We start from the raw sequence: 18,401 nt of genomic DNA, 5'->3' as shown, positions 1-18,401 counted from the left end.
TGCTTCATAATGCTCCCAATTCTAACTACCTGCTGCTCAGAGATCGGATCCTTAATGCTTACTTCAAGAAGACCAATTGCAATTAAGTGCTATATAAGGGGAAGAATTGCGTGATAATCAACGTGAGATTGAAAGCTCTTTGCGAGAAGAATAATTTTACATTCTTGTAAACTCTCCATTTTATTTAGAACTAAATCTATCCATTTACTAAAAGACTTTCTTTTCTTTAGAAATCCAACCAAGAAATTGATATTTGATTGGATTTTTTCAGGCATTTGCTTCGGATAAATTACTTTATAGGACCATTCCATCTGAGCAGCGTACATCTCACATTTCTTGTTACACAGTAAAAAAGTTTTTGTCTGTTCAGCTGATAAATCTTTAATTTGAAATAGTTGAGGCTCAACTCCTTGTCTGAACACCAGTACATCTGGAACATGGTGCCAAACTTTCTTTTGGCCTTCTGAATCAAGATACTCCATTTCAACCTCAATAGGTTGAACATAATAGCGAGTTACTTCAGTGTCTAACTCAAGAAGATAATAAAATAGTCTTTCGTTCAGAGAGTGAAATTCAACATCTCTTTCCATTTTTACGCTTGGAAAAGTACCTATAATGTGTGGGTGTTGCCAGCTTATTTTATTATCTACTCTTCGTTTTGCTTCAAATAAACTATCTTCTATTTCCCAGTCCTTTTTACTCCAATCCATCTAACACCTCCAAAATAAATAAATCCGTTATAAAAGTAAAACTATACGTTATATATAAACATCCAAATATATTAATGTCAAGGAGTTTTACAAATATCCGTTAGTTATATATAATAAATCCGTTAGATATGATGCTTTAAGGAGGTCACATGTCAAAAACTGGGATAAAAATCAAAAATTTACGCAAAGAAAAAAAATGGACACAAAAAGAGTTAGCTGACCTTGCAAGTGTTTCAACACAAGTTATATCAAATTGGGAGCGCGGTTACAGCACACCTGTCCTCAGTGACTTACGAAAATTAGCAGACTTGTTTCGAACAAGTATTGACTCTTTAACAGGAAGAGAAGAGGATATCTTTAGTGATGATCTTAACATGGCAGATAGAATTGAAATTTTGAAGGGACAAGATCTCCCCGATGATTTGTTTCCATCTCCCGTAGACCATCTATCTTTTGATTTAGAGAAACTTCTCATGTCCCGTTATTCAGTCACGTACAATGGGTATACTTTGACAAACAGAGAACGAGCACTTTTAATCCAACAAATTAGTTTCGTTATTAACGCTATTAGGAATACAATTGATGATCTTGTTTACCAGGCAGAATCAGTAACAGAAACCAAATTAGTTTGGAGCAACGATACTCTCACACGACAGTTTGGCTTCTAACTCATTAACTTTCCATTCAAGTTGCTTCATGTATTTGATCATTTCTGCTTGAGTTCTTATCGTAATAAACCCAGGGGAACTATTCCGTTCGAAAGTCATCATTTTCTCAAATACATCACTTTTAAAAACTATTGTGGGATCCACTCGGATCCTTTTATATTTAAGAAGTAATTCATTAATCTGCTGCCAAGCATCGTGTGTATTTTGTGCAAGTATTAAACTATAATAATGGGCTGTATCACTTGTGAAGGAGTAATCATGCCCTTTCTTCAGTCTCATAAGCTTTATTTCATACATTTTTTTTCTGGCGCTAACTTCATTAATAAGTTCCTCCAACAGCGTACCTCCCAATCAAATTTATCCGTAATGGTATTATTTATAGATATACGGATATTATTATGCTAAAAAAAAACTTTTTATTTAAGACCACTTCTAATTAATATTTTCCAATTCAACTTATCCCTGCCGCGGTAAAAATTTGTACCTTTCTTTGAAAATTTCAAAGATTATTTGAGGATGATACCTATACAAAAGATACTCTTCTTCACTTCGCCATTTTTCCCAATGACGAATCGTATAAATCGCCTCACCATTCCTAATTGAAATCTTTACCGATTCAAGTAAGTTTGCCTCGACCGAATACTTACTTTCATTTATTAGATCAATAAAGAGTGCTCTCGAATAAAAATATGCTTGAATACGAATAATCTTATTTCGTTTTAATCCAAACACTTTTTCCCTTTCCATCCAGGTCAATGTACTTACACTTCTATTTGATAATACTTTATAAGCATTAATAAAATATGACCTTTCGACAAGTTCGTTTTTCTTATTAGTTGCATATTCGCATCCACATGCAGGGCAAATATAATAACGTTTCAAAACCTCTACTTTTTTACGAACATTTTTGGATGTTGTCTGTACAAGAGAGTTATTTACATCAAAATTTTCACACCATGGTGCACTGCATGCAGTTATTTCCATCTTCACGCGATTAGAATCTAAAGATAGAGTGAAATCAGGGGGAACTTTCATTAATAAAAACTCAGTAATACTCGTACTTTTTTCAGTTAAGTAATCCGATAAAGTTTTAAAATCTATTGTACGCTTTTTCATTGTACCTCGAGCAATTTGAAGCAAATGAATGAGCTTTGTATCCTCAAGTAGTGTTAAAATTTTCAGCTTACAGAATGTCTCTTCTTTCCCGCCCAATACATACAAAACTCTTATTGCAATCTCTTTTTCATTTAATTCTTTGTTTATTAAACCTCTTATGATGGTATGCCAGTCACTTTGTATTCTAGTTTGTAATTTGAAATGATCATCTGAGACCAAGATTGGATTTATATTCCTTTTATTAAAACAATATTTACAATATGGACATATACCAATTTGATTAGTATCTTTAATCAATAGTTCGTTTCGACAATTACTACACTCATTGCTTAGTTTCCTTTTGTGTATTAAACAAGTATCAACCCCCTTAACTTTCCACATCAAATTCAATACCATTTTATTTGATAAACAATCTCGACAATAAAAAAGATGGTCCCGAATGATTCCATTTAAAAATCTACAGTGTACTTCTTTACTTGAACCTTTGAAACTTCTTAAAACATTAGTAAAGCTAGCTCTCTTTATCTCAGATTCCTCTAATCCTAAAATATAAGAAACCTTTTTAACATCTAAAACACTCTCAGGGAATATATCAATCTTATGTGAGTCTCCAGAATGCATTCTATATTTGTTTCTCTTCAGCATATTTAACAAAGTAAGAAATTTAATTCCATTTGCTTTAGCTGCACGATGAATCAAACTCAGCAAAGCTTCCCCTGGATCAATTTTCAATCTAATTGTTAGACGTTCCATTCGCCTCGTTCCTCCCTTCGAGATTAATAATAAAACTATTCTTAGCTAATTCTCCATGATAAAATATTTCCTCTTCTCTATGACATGTGTAGAAATATGTTTATATACTATGTCTACATGCTGCTATAATCATAAAATTATACTGTCTAAATATATCTTTACTTAATTATTTTCGTCTATGAAATGAGACTGATTAGGCACAATTTTTAAAGTTACTAGGACAGCTGATAATCCCTTATAAACAGAAAACACACCAAATAGAATCGCCACAGGACTTCCCAATTGGGTTTTCCAATGTCTAATCTTATTGGTGCACTGTAATAAGTTGAGTTACGTGCTACTTTGTTTTAATTATCAAAAACAAAAAAATCAGTATTTTTGTCTATATTCTTTAAGCATCTGATTCAGTACTTTTCCCGTTTTCAATCTACTAACTACTTGCTCCTGAATATTTCGGTGCCATAGAGCCATCGAGTTAATGAGTGAGAGCCACCACGTTAATCTATTAGAGCCACTATGTTAGTAGAGAGAGCCACCCCGTTGGTAGAATGTACAGATGTGCGTCTGCCTAGCAAGTGCACAAATACCAACGGGAGGTCATCGAAATGACCAAGTATCGAGAAATTTTAAGGCTCAATAGCATGGGGCTGAGCCAGCGTAGTATCGCTTCAAGTATTCAATGCTCACGCAACACCGTCTCCGAGGTGTTACAACGTGCAAATGAAAAGGAGCTATCATGGCCACTACCGGAGGATGTGGTAGAAGCTGACCTTCAGTATCTCTTGTTTCCTGAGAAGGCTCAGGCATCTTCGCGAAAAGTTCCAGATTGCGAATATATGCATCGGGAATTAGCCAAGAGCGGCGTTACTCTTAGCTTGCTCTGGAGCGAATATTGTGAGAACTGTCGCTTAGGCGGAGAGATCCCCCTCATGTACACCCAATATTGTAATTACTACCGTAAATATGCTGCCACGACAAAGGCTACGATGCATATTCAGCGTAAGCCAGGCGAGCAAATGGAAGTCGACTGGGCCGGTCAGACCGCCACTTTAGTGGACCGAGATACGGGAGAAATACTTCCTGTGTACATCTTTGTCGCCGCACTTCCGTGCAGCCAATATGCTTATGTAGAGGGCTTCCTATCTCAGAATCAAGAGAGTTGGATTTCTGCCCACGTAAATGCCTTTACTCATTTTGGAGGCGTCCCCAAAATTCTAGTGCCGGACAACCTTAAAACCGGTGTAGAACAATCCTCCTGGTATTCCCCTGTCATTAACAAAACTTATCAAGAAATGGCTGAGCATTACGATACAGCCGTCATTCCAGCTCGTGTTCGAAAGCCGAAAGATAAGCCAAGTGTAGAGGGAACCGTTGGTATCATATCGACTTGGATCCTCGCTGCTTTACGCAAGAATACATTCTTCTCTCTCAGTGAATTGAATGAGGCCATCGCAGACAAACTGGATGCATTCAATCGCAAACCCTTCCAGAAAAAGCCGGGCAGCAGGCATAGTGCATTTCTTGACGAGGAGAAGCACACCCTGCAGCCGCTACCCCTTACTGCGTACAAAAGCATAAACAATTTGTAGAATGGAATGCAGAACGCTTTGTATCGTGGGCTAAACAAGTAGGCCCCCATGCAAGCGCCACAATCCAGGCTATTCTCGCTGGCCATCGTGTGGAGCAACAAGGATTTAAAGCGTGCATGGGCGTACTAAAATTAGCAGACCGGTACTCGCTGATTCGGCTCGAGTCCGCTTGTGCACGGGCTCTCAGCTACACGCCGAATCCAAGCTACAAACAAATCAGCACCATACTCAAATCAGGCCAAGACACACTTGAGGAAGCCGCCACAATCGAAAAGCCAAACCCTCCATCCGTTAGTCCGCATGGCTTGACTCGCGGCTCAACCTACTATGGGAGGAAATCATAAATGCTAACCAACACAACGATCACCAAACTCAATGAAATGCGGCTAAGTGCCATGGCAGAATCCTTGCGTGAACAGATGAAAAATCCCTCATACGCCAGTTTGTCGTTTGAAGAACGATTCGGACTAGTAGTAGATGCGGAATGGGCAAGGCGTAAGTCAAACCAATTAAACAGACTCATCAAGAAAGCAACGCTTCGTTATCCAAACGCTTGTGTGGAGGACATTGAGTATCATACCGACAGACGTTTAGAGCAATCCCAAATCCTAAGGCTCGCAACGGGTAATTACATTCATGAAAAGTTAAACGTCATTCTCATGGGGGCATCAGGCGCTGGTAAAACTTTTATCGGCTGTGCGCTTGGAAACGGCGCCTGTCGCCATCTTTATGCAACCAAGTATATTCGCTTACCGGAGCTATTAACTGACCTGGCCATAGCCCGAGGAGAAGGGAATTACAAAAAAGTTATCGCCAACTACAAGAAAGTGAGTCTTCTCATCATTGATGAATGGCTTCTGGTTCCTTTGACCATAACAGAGTCTAGAGATCTGCTGGAAATCATTGAGGCTCGGCATCAGAATGCTTCAACGATTTTCATCTCTCAATTCGCTCCCGAAGGATGGCACGATAAAATCGGAGAACACACCATGGCAGACGCTATATTAGACCGTATCGTTCATAATTCCTATCACATACTCATCGACGGCGAAGATTCGATGAGAAAGCGAAAAGCACAGTTGATTTAAGCTCAGCATTGCAATCCAGCGACACAAATTCGGTCTCTTGACATTCATGTTAACGAAGGTGTTGATCAATCTAAATTCGATACAGCACTTCCTGCTGGGTGGTCAACCATTAGCTTATTAAATTTTTCTGATTTCGATTTTGGTTCTTCCACACCGCCAGTATTCATTGTTGCAAAGCAAAAAAGCACAATTGACCAGGAGAGTCTACTCTCCTGGTCAATTGTGCTTCTTTTTTGAATCAGCATTGGATTAATTAAATCAATTAATACAGTCAAACTTGAAAAAATATCAGCAACTCACAAAATGCAATTTTTTATGATGTAGTTCATAAATATGCTGGCAATGACTTGAAACTGAATCATCGTGGGTAACAATAACAAGCGTCATTCCTTTTTGATGTAGAGTATCAAAAATACTCAATATGGATTCCTCGGTCTTCTCATCCAATGAGCCCGTAGGTTCATCTGCAAGAAGTATAGATGGTTCTTTTACAATGGCACGTGCGATCGCAACTCGCTGGCGTTCACCACCTGACAATGTTGAAATATTTCGTTTCATAGCATGTTCAATTTCCAAATCGTGCAATACTTTTTCAACTCTACTTTTTATTTGTTTTTTTGGTATTCTAAGATATAGCAAAGGAAGCGCAATATTATCGTAAACATTTCTATCATCAAGCAAATGAAAATTTTGCGTTACAAAAGCGACATTCTTTCTACGATACTCTGCCTGTTCATTTTCAGTCAATTTTGATATATCTGTACCATTAAACATCATTTGTCCACTATCTAGTGGAAGCAACCCTCCTAAGATATTTAATAAAGTCGATTTTCCACAACCGCTTTTCCCCTTAATAGCAATTGATTCCCCTTCAAATATCTTAAGATCTAAATCTTCTAAAATGTTTTCGTACTGCCCTCCATTTTTAAAGCTTTTGTTTATCCCAGATAGTTCAAGTAACATATATTTATTTACCTCCTTCATATTCATTATGTAAGTAATCTGTAATTGGATTAAAAATAAGCTGTCGAGCTGGCAAAATACAAATTATTAGACTCATAGTAATACAAAGGAGTAACAAGTAAAATTGCGTTTTATAATCTCCGATTTTTAATATTTTATCTAGAACTATAAAGTTAGTTAGATAAGCAGCAAATAAGATAGTGCTGATCTCTATCCATAGCATTTTTACAAGTTTTATTTTAGTTGCTCCATTTATATAATGTATAGCAAAGGATGATAGCCTCCTTTTTTGCTGTAATAACAAAATTATGATAATAATAATTAAATTTAAAATGAATGTAGAAACAAATATAGATTGTATTAAAATTTTATCTTCTTGTATTACTGTCATTAAGCCTCTATATTTTTGGAAATGTGGGTTCAGACCAATAAATGAATAATTTTCAAAAGAAGTTTTTTTAGCGATTGCTTCTATTCTTTGCATCATGTTTTGGATTATTGATGGACTATTGTCTGTTACAATATAACCATTGATCATAGCAAAATAACTAATTTGTTGAAATAACTCATCAGTTTTTGAAGCCGGATCTCCATAGTCTCTATAAGGAAGAATTATGTATTTGTCCAGGTAAAACTCAGTGTTATTTTTGAAGTAAAGCTTACTATTTTCCTTTAAAAATCCAGTGATTTTTATAGTTAAAGTTTTATTATAATAATTTATTGTTGTTTCATCACCAATACTATATACACTCCGATATGAGGAACCTAGCAAAACAGGCATTATTTTTGATTCTTTAAAATCATTTTCGTTCCATGTTGATCCTTCAATTGTAGTTAATCCGAAATATTCCAGAGCTTGCTTGTTCATCTGAAAAGATTTAACTGCTGTATATGAAGTATTATTTATTTTTTCCTGATGCTTTTTACTACCGCTTTCATAACCTTCAATAAACTCTTGAGGTATTCCATTATCCTTTAATAGAATATGGTGATCAAACATTGCAAGATATCGAAAGTCAGTTGTAGTATTAAGCTCAGTGTAATATTTTTTCAATCGATTTAGGTAATCAGGTTGACTAATGAATTCTTTATATTTATTGCCATCATAATAACCATCAAGTAACTGAAATATGGCTTTTCCTTCATAAATTTGCTGAAGACTTTTGCTTTCATAGTCCAATTCCTCCACAAATGCAATAAAAGTTCCCAATACAATAAAAAACAAAGTGATCTGCAGATAAAGACACATTGTTAGAATTTTATACTTCTTAAAATAAAATTTAAGTTCATTAATATTCACAGTCTATTTACACCTCGATTAGAATTACTTGACCGTAAAAATATTCCCAATGAAAGACATGCGCTAGAAATAAATAGAATAATTATCCATACCATTTGTTTAAGTAAAATGATAGATTTTGAATCTGAAATTAAAAATAAAGTAACAGTAATACATCCTGAAGCAACTATATTCAAAAACACTTTCAAGAATAACTGGCCATTTATTTTTCTCTTCGAAAAACCTAATAAGAATAAAACGTACATGATATGCTTTTCTTTTTCGTACCAATATCTTAAACAGGCTATAATGCTAAGGAACAAAAGAAGATAAAACTCAAAAATTAGCAATTTGTAAATGAAGGGTATATTTGCCGTTCTGGATAGTCCCTTTTGTGTACTTTCTTTAAGCATAACCGATGAATTTGTATTTAAAATATTATTTGCAATTTCAGTAACTATTGATTTTTTATCACTATCTATAATTATTCTTGTGCCAGATTGTATAGGAATTGGATTGGGTTTATAAAGTAAAATAAGATAATCTGTCGAACTTGCGAATGGAGCTCCCATAATACCATTCACTTCAAAGTCTTCTCCTTGAAAAGTTATATATTTTTTTCCGTTATATTCTTTAATAAATTTCTCCATTTCTTTTCCAATAACCGCTTTTGCTCCTTTATCAGTGTTTGAAAAGAAGCGCCCAGATATTATTGGAGGCGACCAGTCACCCAAGTTTTCATATAACAAACGATATGTATCGTTATATTCTATAAAAATTCTGTAATTTGCTTTTGAAAGTTGGTTTGTTGTTAACAAATCCTGATCATCGTCTTTATTCATTAAAACAGCATGGTGATTGGTATACAGTTCATTTGACAATTCGTGAAATTTTTCTTGTTTATCCGTATATATTAGAAAACAAAAACATAGGGAATAAAGACAAATAAAAACAAAAGTAAATACGATGTCTTTTCTTTTGAGTGTAAACATGTTACTTTCCTCATTTCACTGAAATAAAGGTAAAAGCTACTTTAATAGATAAAGTAGCTTTTATTCCTCATATTTATGAATCAGATACTCATTCATATCATCCTCATTGGTCTACTTCAATTTGCTTATAGTAAAGTATAAATCCAATTTAAGAAGTTAAGGTATGCTTACTAATTGCCCCAATACGTTCTAGCTTCAATGTTTTCAAAAATACCAGGTAAATAATATGGTGACAACGCCGTTGTGCCACCTGTCCCCCACTGTCTACCGCTTGTCGTTTTAACAGTGCCATTGGTTTTTTCTATCTGAGCGGTTGTATAATGATATTCCCCTTGCCAAACAGTATATCCATATGATGCATACTCATATACTGGCTCTCCACCCGGATTAACATCTCGGGACTTACGCTCACCATGGTGCTCTTCGGGAGAAGTACTTGAGAAAGCACTTATACCCACTGGGGAATTGGTATAATAGCCTCCAGATTCACTCCAACCTCCTGAAGCATTTTGCTCTGTAACAGTGGAAGCAAAACCAGGAATTGCACTAGCTAAAAGTGAAAGGCTTAATACGGAAGTACCCAGAATCATTTTAATACTTTTTTTCATCTTTAAATCCTCCTAAAAAATAGTAGATTGATAGAATACTTGTATATTAATACAAGCAACTTCCAAATCATACCTTTTACTAGGCATGAATACCATAGGCATATTATCCCAATTTTGTTATTTGATTTGTCATTTATTATTGAAACAGTATTGATCTGACCTAGGTGAAAATTAAGGGACTATTCGTTAAACGCTGAGAAAACTAAGGGGAGTCGCCGCTGATGGAATGCTTTCACAAGCTTGAAGCGAACACCGGCAAGCAGATGCAGATTGACTTAGATTTTATAGAAGTTTACCAAAAAGAAAGTTGATGTACTGACCAATTACTTTCACGGAAGATGAGCTATGACTAACAAATTAACAAATCTATTTTATAACACATCAGAATCTTACAAAGTTAATTACTCAATCAGAATTTGGAAGTAAATGCTTGCCGTTTGCTATTTACCGCTTAAAATAGTAATTTTTTTTAGATTTAAAAATTTCCCTAAAACGTAAAAAATGCCAATACTCATAAAGAGTAATGGCGTTCGCTTTATAGGAAGCATAACAATGCCACGCGGCAAACTTACGGGTAAAGTAAAAAATAATGTATTAGACTAAGGTTAATATTCAGACGCTGTATTACTATTACACCTGATTCAACAAAAAAAAGGACAAATAGTCAAGACATATTTTCTTATTTTAGTTAATGGACGTTCTTTGATACATCCCTATTATTTATCTACGATCAGTAGCAGGTGATTTGGTCCCTACAAACCAACAAGCCATTTCAATTTTAAAAAATTTTAATAAAAAGTAGCGAAAAAGTTGTGAACTATAGTTCAATCGCTTTTTCATTTGCACCGATTTGCTTTTGCGAACAATTAACTTTAAGAAAATGAAAAATCATATACTTTACCCTTGGGGGCAAATTCACAACGACGATATTCGGCAATAAACAGATCTGCTTCGTATCATCATTGGTTGAACGACTCTATTTGTATCGTGAATGGGACCATATTTATATCTTTGGAGATCTATTCGCGGTGGCTCTCACCTCCGAGAGGGTTGCTCTATTTCATTAACAACGTGGCTCTCACTCATTAACCCAGCGGCTCTGCCGCACCGAAATACTCACTCCTGCTGTCGCTGGGTGCTTGACTCAATCCATGACCATTCACCTTCTAAGGCTTCCATTTTAAGAAAGAAATCGTCTTTATAAATACGGACGTACTCAAGAAACGTTTCCTTTTCCAAACAATCCTTAAATAAGAGAACGACCTCAAAGAATCTCTTTCGTGCAAAACTAGCCTCAGAATTATCTTCGTAATATAAGAATTCGTTTAACTTATATGTTGGACTATCTTCAATAAAATATTTTAGTCCGTAACCTGAATGTACTCGATATTCCCCAAAATGAATAAACTCCCAATCAGGCGTAGGCGTAATATACCTTCCGCTATCAAGTATCACGACTTGGCTCCCGAAAAGTTGAGTTCCATGATATTTAATACTTAGTAAATGGTACATAGTTGATGGATTACTTACCGCATAGGAATAGAACTCGGGAATCAATTTCCGATTATCTTCATAATCCTCCAGCGTAATTGTATACTCCGGTTTATAAATGTTGAAGTAAATATTTTCATCGCTATTCCATTCGTTTTTGTTTTCCAGACTCCTAATGATGTGATCCAACGGAGATCTTGTCAGCAAGAAACGTTTTCTCCAGAGATACTCAATATTATTAATATCCGCACTTCTATCAATATCAGTGTTAGTGTCACCAACCCGGGTGTAGATGTAATTTGCTCGATCCTTTTTCCATTTTCAGAGAAATCTTCAATTAAAAAATGTGGTGTATCAATGCTATTCTTAATTATTAATACATCAACTTCATGCTTGGATAAAATTAAAGTCTTTACCTCCACCCTTGGCCTAATCCCGGATACAAACTTTTTGTGTTTCAACAAATCAATCATGTGTTGTTGATTTCTTCGATTTTCATCATTCTCTACCCCGACTACCTCGAAAGTTTTATCAGCAACACCAAAAATGATATATGCGTCCCGGTCAACAAGATTATTAGCCATACAAATTATGTCATGAAGTAGTGCAGCTGAATTTGAATGAAACTTCTGCTTGAAATCCCAGAAACTATCTTCTTGTCTAGATTCCATAAGATTCAATATTTCTTCTTTAAGATTGTGCCTCAATGCGTACTCACATCCTTAATTTGCTGAATTCAAATAATTTTAAAAATAATTCTCAAACCTATTTTAACTCGTCGGTTTTCCAACTTAATACATTTCTCCATCTTCTCGCTTCAACAACTTTTTGAATTCGGTTAAATCGCTTATTTTTTCTTAACTGTAAAGCTTCTCTCTCTTCAGCATCCATGCTTCTAATTTTCTGAAGAGCATCAGCCATTTCTTTATCGCTGCCAGCATTATCAATTTCTCTTTGCTTTTGATAAGCTCCCCAATCTACACCTTGATCCCACGCAGTTTGAAGTTCATATGCAACTTTATCTGCAAGCCCTTCAGTTGGTAATTCCATTAATGAAGTTTCGTAGACTCCGTCAACAACAAGAACAAAAAACTTTTTGTCTCTTATGACCGATTTATACAAATCTGCTTCATTTCCTTTCAAATGCAATATGCATGCCTTATGGGATATGGTATTTCACAATCCCATTGTACATTTTAAAATTACATAAATTCAATTTAATAGTTAATTTTGTTCACAATTTGATCGATGTAATCTTTTAGGCGAACAATAATTTTACTATGTAGCATATCACGCTGGATCGGCCGAATGCAGTATTCCGGATGTCCATATTCAGTTTAATATACCTACGTTTACAGCCCAGATATACATTTGACTGAGCAGCTTGGCAGAACCTGACATCGATCATGCGACCTACAATATGCGTAAATTGGTAAACGATCCGTCGTATCGAAATGCAACAGCACGGCAAGGACAACAGACGATTCGAAACGGTTACTCGCCTGTGGACGTTGGTAAGATAATCAAAAAATGGCTGAAGGAAATAGGTATACAAGTTTAAGTCGCGAGTATAACGGCCGCCCTACGTTCCAAATGCCAGTATGCTCACCTCGATCATTTTGGATGTTTTTCCCTGCCTGCAGCACTTCAAGCACCTCTTCACTGAAACCACAATACAAAATTCCTTGAACTCGGAACTCTAATCAACGATTTAACAGTTGCTATTTACTCTAATGAAATGCAAAAAGAGTTTTTTCAATACAGCTCCCTTCCTGAGCAGATGTAACTACTTCAGAACCAGAACCTTACAATTTATTATCAGTTGTTTGTTTTAGGACAACGTAACTTTAACATAAAATGAACTTAGTACTAAACTTCTGGGGGGGTTAAAAATGAGATCTCAAACATTTACAATTAAAGAATTTATGAATGACTCTTACTCCCATTCCACTATTATGGAATTATCTAGACGTAAGATTCGAACTCAACTCAAAAACAAAGTAAAGTTTATCATTAAAGTTGTGATAATTTCTGGTATTATTTATTTCTTTTTAATTAAACCTATACCGGCCTACTAGTAATCAAGATAGGGTACTTATTACTCGCTAACAAAATGTAGTTTCTATAATTTGGATAAAGCAATAATTCCACTGACTTTTAACAAGAACTCATTGCTTCAAAATAAAAATGCCGCAACGTCGCGGCATCTACTGAATTTATCTTGTACTCAAGTCATCCTATTTCTCCGCGCTCATAATATCGTAGGAAGAGAATTTAAATCTTATATCAAAATAAGTAACAAATATAAAGCACAATGACATATCTTTATTTAACAAAAGATGGTTTACGACCAGTTACTTTTCCACTCACAATTTTAAAATATTCTTTGTCTACACCATCAATTGATGGCCCAATATAGACAGCTTTCGATAAAGAACGGCGTAAAATAATTGAGGCAGTACGTACTCTTATAGCACATCCTAAGTGGCCTTTTTTGATCCAAACTGCTGGGTTTTCAAACCTTTAATTAGTTGTTTATTCATACCTAATATCCCCTCATTAAATAAATAATTTATTTAGTCCTTTAGCATATACTTGTATCTCTCGAAAACAAGAGCTGATTGTTCCGCAAGATTGTGAGAAACGAGACCAAACGGTTCTGTTTTTCCTTTTTCCAAATATTTCACAAGTCGATTTCGAGTTGAAATTCCACACTTTGTAACTCTGCATGCTGGCATGGCTTTAGATGTTAGCGTCCGTACCTTGACATCTGCATTTTTGAACCTCTTTACTAGATTTTTTAGGACTTCATCGCAAGCAATACCAGGAATATAAACAAATGAGACTAAGGGTACATTCTTCTGATTAGTCAATATAGTTAATGTTTCAATTTTTACTTTCCAAATTTGTTTTCTAACCATCTTTAGCCCCCTCCCGTGAAAACTAAACCATTTATTTCATACTTAAAATATCGTTATAAAGCAAACCAAGTGCACTCTATATATCTTTTTATATAAAAGGGTTGCTATTTAGAGAGCTATTATTGGCCATGGCCAATGGTTATTCTCCCTTGGTCTGAGAGTTTTACTAAACTAATTCGTTCTGTGATGTCGTAGAACATTCTTATTGCGGACTTTGTAAAGAAGACCCTAACTAATGTATTCGTGGAGGGATTACGCTTTCCTCCCGTTCGTATCATGAGGTCAAGAATTACTTTCTACTGCCTAAGTACTGGAAATACAGCCACGCTCTTCTGCCCGATCGTATTATGAGGTCACCAGATCTTTCTGGTAGACCTCATTTTTGTATGGTCTTATTATAGCGGTAGCCGGGGATCGAACGTTTCTGCCCGTGGGACTTGGATTCCGAGAGCTATTCAGTTCATCCCCCCTACTTGTTCAACCATGGTTAGGCTGGTTGGGAAATGAATCCCGTATCACATGCGATAGTGTGGAAGACAAGAAGGTTAGGGGTTACCGGTGAAAAATATTACAGGAGTGATGTCATGAATCCAGTCATTGGTGTGGATGTTTCAAAGGGAGAGAGCCATGCACAAGCTTTTTTAGACCGTGGAGTACCTCATGGGAAGATCTTTAGATTTAATCATGATCTAGAAGGTCTAGCGTCTTTTCTAAGTTATATTAGAAGTGTCGAATCGGTAGCGGGGATTCGTCCTGCCATTGTTATGGAAGCAACAGGTCATTATCAAAGCCCCGTTGTTCAGTTTCTGGATGAGCACCAGTATTTGAACATCGTCATTAATCCTTTAATCTCACATAACGCTAAGAAAACCAATTTGCGACGGTTAAAGACGGATGCCGCAGATGCCCATTTATTAGGGACACTGTTCTATAAAGAAGAGTTTGAACCCTACAAAAAGCGGGGGGCAGCATCTCATGAATTTACGCTTTCTAACACGCCAATATGAAGCTTTAACAGGTATGTATGTCCAAGCAAAACTACAGTTTCAGGCTATTCTTGATCAAGTTTTCCCTGAATATCATGGCGTGTTTGGTGATCTTTATTCAAAGGTGTCCCTTCGATTTTTGGCTTTACACCCAACATCAAAAGAAGTCCTAGAAATGTCTGAGTTGGAGATTACTAATGCAATTCAAAGTTTTACTGGACGCGGCAAATCCGTCTCATGGAGCTTGGAACGTGCTCAAGTCTTAGTAGCGGCAGCAAAGCGAAATCCCTTTAAGGAGACGGCTTTTTCAAGCCATTTAATCTCTATGCATCTGCTCATCAAATTGCTTCTTCAATACCAGGATCATCTATCAACCCTTAATAAATCGGTAGATGGCCTGGCTGAAGAGCTACTTGAATATGATTTAATTCAATCGATACCCGGAATTGGCACTAAGATTGCTGCAACAATTTTAGCTGAGATTGGTGAGATCGATCGGTTTGATCACGCAAAGAAACTGGTGGCCTTTGCTGGTGTTGATCCAAGTGTTTTTTCTTCAGGTAAGTTTGTAGCTACCCAAAATAAAATCACTAAGCACGGCTCCAGGAGGCTTCGTACTGCCTTGTATCAAGCTGTAAGATGCGGTATTCGTAGTAATAGAAATAAGAAATTAAGGACTTATTATGATAAGAAACGTGCTGAAGGAAAGCTATTCAAAGTAGCAGTAATTGCATGTGTGAATAAACTCATTCACTGGATTTTTGCCATCTTAACTACTAAGGAAGCATTCCGTTTAGAGTGAATAACAAAAATAGAAATATATGGAATCTATATCCGTGCTTAATAGGACGGTTCTTTCCCATGCACTTTTTAAAGTATACCATCTCATGAAACTACTATTAATAATTAAATATTGACAAGCTATTAGCTGGAATAGCTGAGCGAAAGGCTGCCCATCGTGCCGGCAGCTCCCAATGTTTTGTATATTGAACAAACGTTCCTCCGTAGTATCTCATATTCGCCTGTTTTTTATGGAACTAATCATTCATTCGTTGTTAACCATGCACCATCAACCAAGATTGAACCAAATACTAAGATAGGTGTGCTTTCGTTTTTATCAATCTGCATAGCGACCCATCCAGTATGTTGATTTCCAAGTACTAAGTTTGTAGATATGGATGGACTTGGGGGAGTAACGAGTATTGGTCTATAGTTCTTTCCATTGGAAGAGACAAGCTGAAAATCATTATTACTAATTCGAAGTGATTGATTTTTATCAGAAGTACTCGTAAGCTTGATGGTGACTTTTGCAAGAAGAATCTCTCTCTCTTCAGGGTCAACCTTAGAGGTATCCGATGTTTCAACCCAAACACCTTGCTGTAAGTCTTCTACTTCTTTCAACATACTAAGGGCTTTGTTTCCTCTCACAACTGCATCTAATTGGATAGCGCCTTGGTACTGTTCAAAGGGAGTAGACTTTTCAAAAACAACTTCTGTATGAATAGGCGCAGGGTTCTGAAAAGATTTACCAAAGGTCGAGGAGCCCTTCTTGCCAATGTACAACTCGCTTTTTTCACCATCTATCCAAGTATTTTCATGCCCTATCCAATTAGCAACATCACTAATAGGAATATAGCTACTTCCATCTACAACCCTAACATCCGTTATTACCTCTTTTCCATTGATAAAAAGTTTTATCCCCGGGGAAGCAATGACACCAGCGGTTAAACATATTATTGATATTAGGACTAATAAGCAAATTAACATAATATATCTTTTCATATTCAAGCCTCCGATAGCGAGTTCGTGCCGTTGCACACTAATAATTTCAAAACACTTATCTTAAATTCCAAAAAGTCAAAGCCAATCCTATTGCAGGAAGTTCCTTGCTATTAGCCATCGTGTTTCTAACATTCATACTTTCCTTCCTGTCTTAAAGAATCTCCTGCTTACGTCTGCTAACAAAAAGGAATTAATACTTTGGATAAATTATTGTATCTTTAATATTCGTTTCTAATAAAGCATATCCTTTATATGGATGTTAATCGTTTGATCGTTAGCTAATATACTAAAGTGGATCAGCCACATAGGCTGATCCTTAACTATAGTCTACCGTTACGTCAACGAGGCAGCCGATTCATATCGGCTGCCTCGTTTTCGTTTTATATTGAACAAACGTTACCCGTCGTAATAAAATAAATCTTTTAATCTTCATATTCCCAATTACATAAACCCGTTAGAAATGAGTCGAAGTTATTAGCCAACTGAATCGTGAATCCGCCATCGCTCTCAATATATATTACTGGAGGTTCTTCGTTGCAATTGCGGTAATCTAAAGCAATCCACCAGTGACCATCGCCTGATATGATGATAAGTTTCTTTGGTAGTCCCCATTCACTGATTAAGTAAGAACTTTGTAGTAATCCCTCATTCGGAGCTATCCCATATATGTGATCAACCTTGATATGATCATCCGCCCATTTAGTTGGAAGCGAAGTGGGATGTGCATCAAAATTAATGTATCCTCCGTTTTGCTTCTCCAGTAAGGCTATTAAGGATTCGGGTAGTTTGACTTTTAATTATTTTTCTGCATTTGCTACCATTTCTTTTGTAAGGGGTTGTAACTTGAAGTAATCACTTTCCTGATTCCAAAATTCCAAAGTAAGAGCCCCTTTCTGTTAGCTTTTACTTAAGATATTACCATTTTTTAGATGTAATTGTTCATGAAATTTAGCACTTGTTCTAGCTCCTCTCTATGCCGTACCCATGTAACTAGATCTAGGTCCTTATGAAGTCGGGTAACCCTTCCGAGCAAAAAGTCTATTGCCCAACCTCCGCGCAGCTAGAAATATGCATGAATTGAAGAGAAAACCACAGCTAGCTCACCAAGTATTTTCAATTGACTTTGCGTTTGATCATCCAAATCCGTGAAAGGGTTATTTTCTATATTCTTCGTCATTATAGGAACCCCCTACAGCTCTTTTATGTTTATTATAAATTAATATTTCATCAGCATACTTGGTAGAGAATTATCTTATTCAACTTTTCGTTACTTTAAAAGACAAAGGCAACTGATTGTAAGTCAGTTGCCTTGTCTTGGATTGAACTATAGTTACCCGTTAGATTCCTGTAGATGGATAAATTTCAGCTTTGTAAAAAAAGGAGCGCCTCTGTACGATGGAAGTACGCTACGGGTCAAAAGCCCTTTAATTCCATCATCCAGGAGGACGCTCTACT

At 36.1% G+C, this 18,401-nt stretch carries 18 protein-coding genes and 2 pseudogenes; 6 read left to right on the top strand and 14 right to left on the bottom strand.

Features of this window, described 5'->3' with window-relative positions:
• Positions 1-89 precede the first annotated feature (89 nt).
• Positions 90-710 carry a PDDEXK family nuclease gene (locus HQN88_RS25285; protein ID WP_173117740.1) on the bottom strand — a complete coding sequence of 207 codons (621 nt, stop codon included), beginning with the start codon at positions 708-710 and terminating at the stop codon, positions 90-92.
• A 149-nt stretch (positions 711-859) separates the two neighbouring features.
• Between HQN88_RS25285 and HQN88_RS25280 the strand changes: the two genes are divergently transcribed.
• The gene (locus tag HQN88_RS25280; RefSeq protein WP_173117738.1) at positions 860-1,378 is read left to right on the top strand and encodes a helix-turn-helix domain-containing protein; all 519 of its coding nucleotides are present in this window, start codon (positions 860-862) and stop codon (positions 1,376-1,378) included.
• Here HQN88_RS25280 and HQN88_RS25275 read toward each other — a convergent pair.
• Positions 1,334-1,714 (bottom strand): hypothetical protein, encoded by a 381-nt coding sequence (locus HQN88_RS25275; RefSeq protein ID WP_173117736.1) that lies wholly within the window; start codon positions 1,712-1,714, stop codon positions 1,334-1,336. The genes HQN88_RS25280 and HQN88_RS25275 overlap by 45 nt on opposite strands.
• Before the next feature lie 120 nt (positions 1,715-1,834).
• A complete protein-coding gene (locus HQN88_RS25270; protein ID WP_173117734.1) occupies positions 1,835-3,247 on the bottom strand; it encodes a TniQ family protein in 1,413 nt (470 codons plus the stop codon).
• A gap of 605 nt (positions 3,248-3,852) precedes the next feature.
• Between HQN88_RS25270 and istA the strand changes: the two genes are divergently transcribed.
• From istA to istB, 3 genes are all read left to right on the top strand, one after another.
• Positions 3,853-4,836, top strand: a complete 984-nt coding sequence (gene istA, locus HQN88_RS25265; protein ID WP_246320450.1) for an IS21 family transposase — start codon at positions 3,853-3,855, stop codon at positions 4,834-4,836.
• 116 nt (positions 4,837-4,952) lie between these two features.
• Entirely contained in the window at positions 4,953-5,180 is a 228-nt protein-coding gene (locus tag HQN88_RS37845) for a hypothetical protein (RefSeq protein WP_246320449.1), read from the top strand.
• Entirely contained in the window at positions 5,181-5,924 is a 744-nt protein-coding gene (gene istB, locus HQN88_RS25260; protein WP_173117732.1) for an IS21-like element helper ATPase IstB, read from the top strand.
• A 288-nt stretch (positions 5,925-6,212) separates the two neighbouring features.
• Here the strand turns inward: istB and HQN88_RS25255 are convergent, their stop codons facing one another.
• The 7 genes from HQN88_RS25255 to HQN88_RS25225 form a co-directional block, all read right to left on the bottom strand.
• Positions 6,213-6,887 carry an ABC transporter ATP-binding protein gene (locus HQN88_RS25255; protein ID WP_173117730.1) on the bottom strand — a complete coding sequence of 225 codons (675 nt, stop codon included), beginning with the start codon at positions 6,885-6,887 and terminating at the stop codon, positions 6,213-6,215.
• Between the two features lie 4 nt (positions 6,888-6,891).
• Positions 6,892-8,187 carry a hypothetical protein gene (locus HQN88_RS25250; protein WP_173117728.1) on the bottom strand — a complete coding sequence of 432 codons (1,296 nt, stop codon included), beginning with the start codon at positions 8,185-8,187 and terminating at the stop codon, positions 6,892-6,894.
• Positions 8,184-9,158, bottom strand: coding sequence for a hypothetical protein (locus HQN88_RS25245; protein ID WP_173117726.1), 975 nt, complete (start codon positions 9,156-9,158; stop codon positions 8,184-8,186). Before HQN88_RS25245 ends, HQN88_RS25250 begins: the two co-directional genes overlap by 4 nt.
• A gap of 170 nt (positions 9,159-9,328) precedes the next feature.
• Positions 9,329-9,766: a hypothetical protein gene (locus HQN88_RS25240; protein WP_173117724.1), complete on the bottom strand. Its 438-nt coding sequence runs from the start codon at positions 9,764-9,766 to the stop codon at positions 9,329-9,331.
• A gap of 1,116 nt (positions 9,767-10,882) precedes the next feature.
• Positions 10,883-11,464, bottom strand: coding sequence for a hypothetical protein (locus tag HQN88_RS25235; protein WP_173117722.1), 582 nt, complete (start codon positions 11,462-11,464; stop codon positions 10,883-10,885).
• Positions 11,458-11,964 (bottom strand): ATP-binding protein, encoded by a 507-nt coding sequence (locus HQN88_RS25230; protein ID WP_173117720.1) that lies wholly within the window; start codon positions 11,962-11,964, stop codon positions 11,458-11,460. The genes HQN88_RS25235 and HQN88_RS25230 overlap by 7 nt, the downstream gene beginning before the upstream one ends.
• A 58-nt stretch (positions 11,965-12,022) precedes the next feature.
• Positions 12,023-12,406, bottom strand: a complete 384-nt coding sequence (locus HQN88_RS25225; protein WP_173117718.1) for a hypothetical protein — start codon at positions 12,404-12,406, stop codon at positions 12,023-12,025.
• Positions 12,407-12,677: 271 nt separating this feature from the next.
• Between HQN88_RS25225 and HQN88_RS25220 the strand changes: the two genes are divergently transcribed.
• Positions 12,678-12,818 carry a hypothetical protein gene (locus tag HQN88_RS25220; protein WP_173117716.1) on the top strand — a complete coding sequence of 47 codons (141 nt, stop codon included), beginning with the start codon at positions 12,678-12,680 and terminating at the stop codon, positions 12,816-12,818.
• A gap of 1,015 nt (positions 12,819-13,833) precedes the next feature.
• Here the strand turns inward: HQN88_RS25220 and HQN88_RS25215 are convergent.
• Complete coding sequence (locus HQN88_RS25215; protein ID WP_173117714.1) at positions 13,834-14,178, bottom strand: hypothetical protein; 345 nt, start codon at positions 14,176-14,178, stop codon at positions 13,834-13,836.
• A 584-nt stretch (positions 14,179-14,762) separates the two neighbouring features.
• Between HQN88_RS25215 and HQN88_RS25210 the strand changes: the two are divergent.
• A pseudogene (locus HQN88_RS25210) lies at positions 14,763-15,966 on the top strand (IS110 family RNA-guided transposase).
• 239 nt (positions 15,967-16,205) lie between these two features.
• On the opposite strand, the gene HQN88_RS25205 reads toward HQN88_RS25210, so the two are convergent.
• The 3 genes and pseudogenes from HQN88_RS25205 to HQN88_RS38695 form a co-directional block, all read right to left on the bottom strand.
• Complete coding sequence (locus HQN88_RS25205; protein ID WP_173117713.1) at positions 16,206-16,946, bottom strand: DUF4352 domain-containing protein; 741 nt, start codon at positions 16,944-16,946, stop codon at positions 16,206-16,208.
• Positions 16,947-17,368: 422 nt separating this feature from the next.
• A pseudogene (locus HQN88_RS25200) lies at positions 17,369-17,767 on the bottom strand (SMI1/KNR4 family protein).
• A 104-nt stretch (positions 17,768-17,871) separates the two neighbouring features.
• Positions 17,872-18,006 (bottom strand): nucleotidyltransferase domain-containing protein, encoded by a 135-nt coding sequence (locus HQN88_RS38695; RefSeq protein WP_173117997.1) that lies wholly within the window; start codon positions 18,004-18,006, stop codon positions 17,872-17,874.
• Between the last annotated feature and the right edge of the window lie 395 nt (positions 18,007-18,401).

Origin of the sequence: Paenibacillus qinlingensis, assembly GCF_013204845.1 — a bacterium.
Taxonomy (GTDB): domain Bacteria; phylum Bacillota; class Bacilli; order Paenibacillales; family NBRC-103111; genus Paenibacillus_E; species Paenibacillus_E qinlingensis.
Note: the sequence above shows the minus strand (reverse complement) of the source record. Positions and strands in the feature narration are given on the sequence as shown.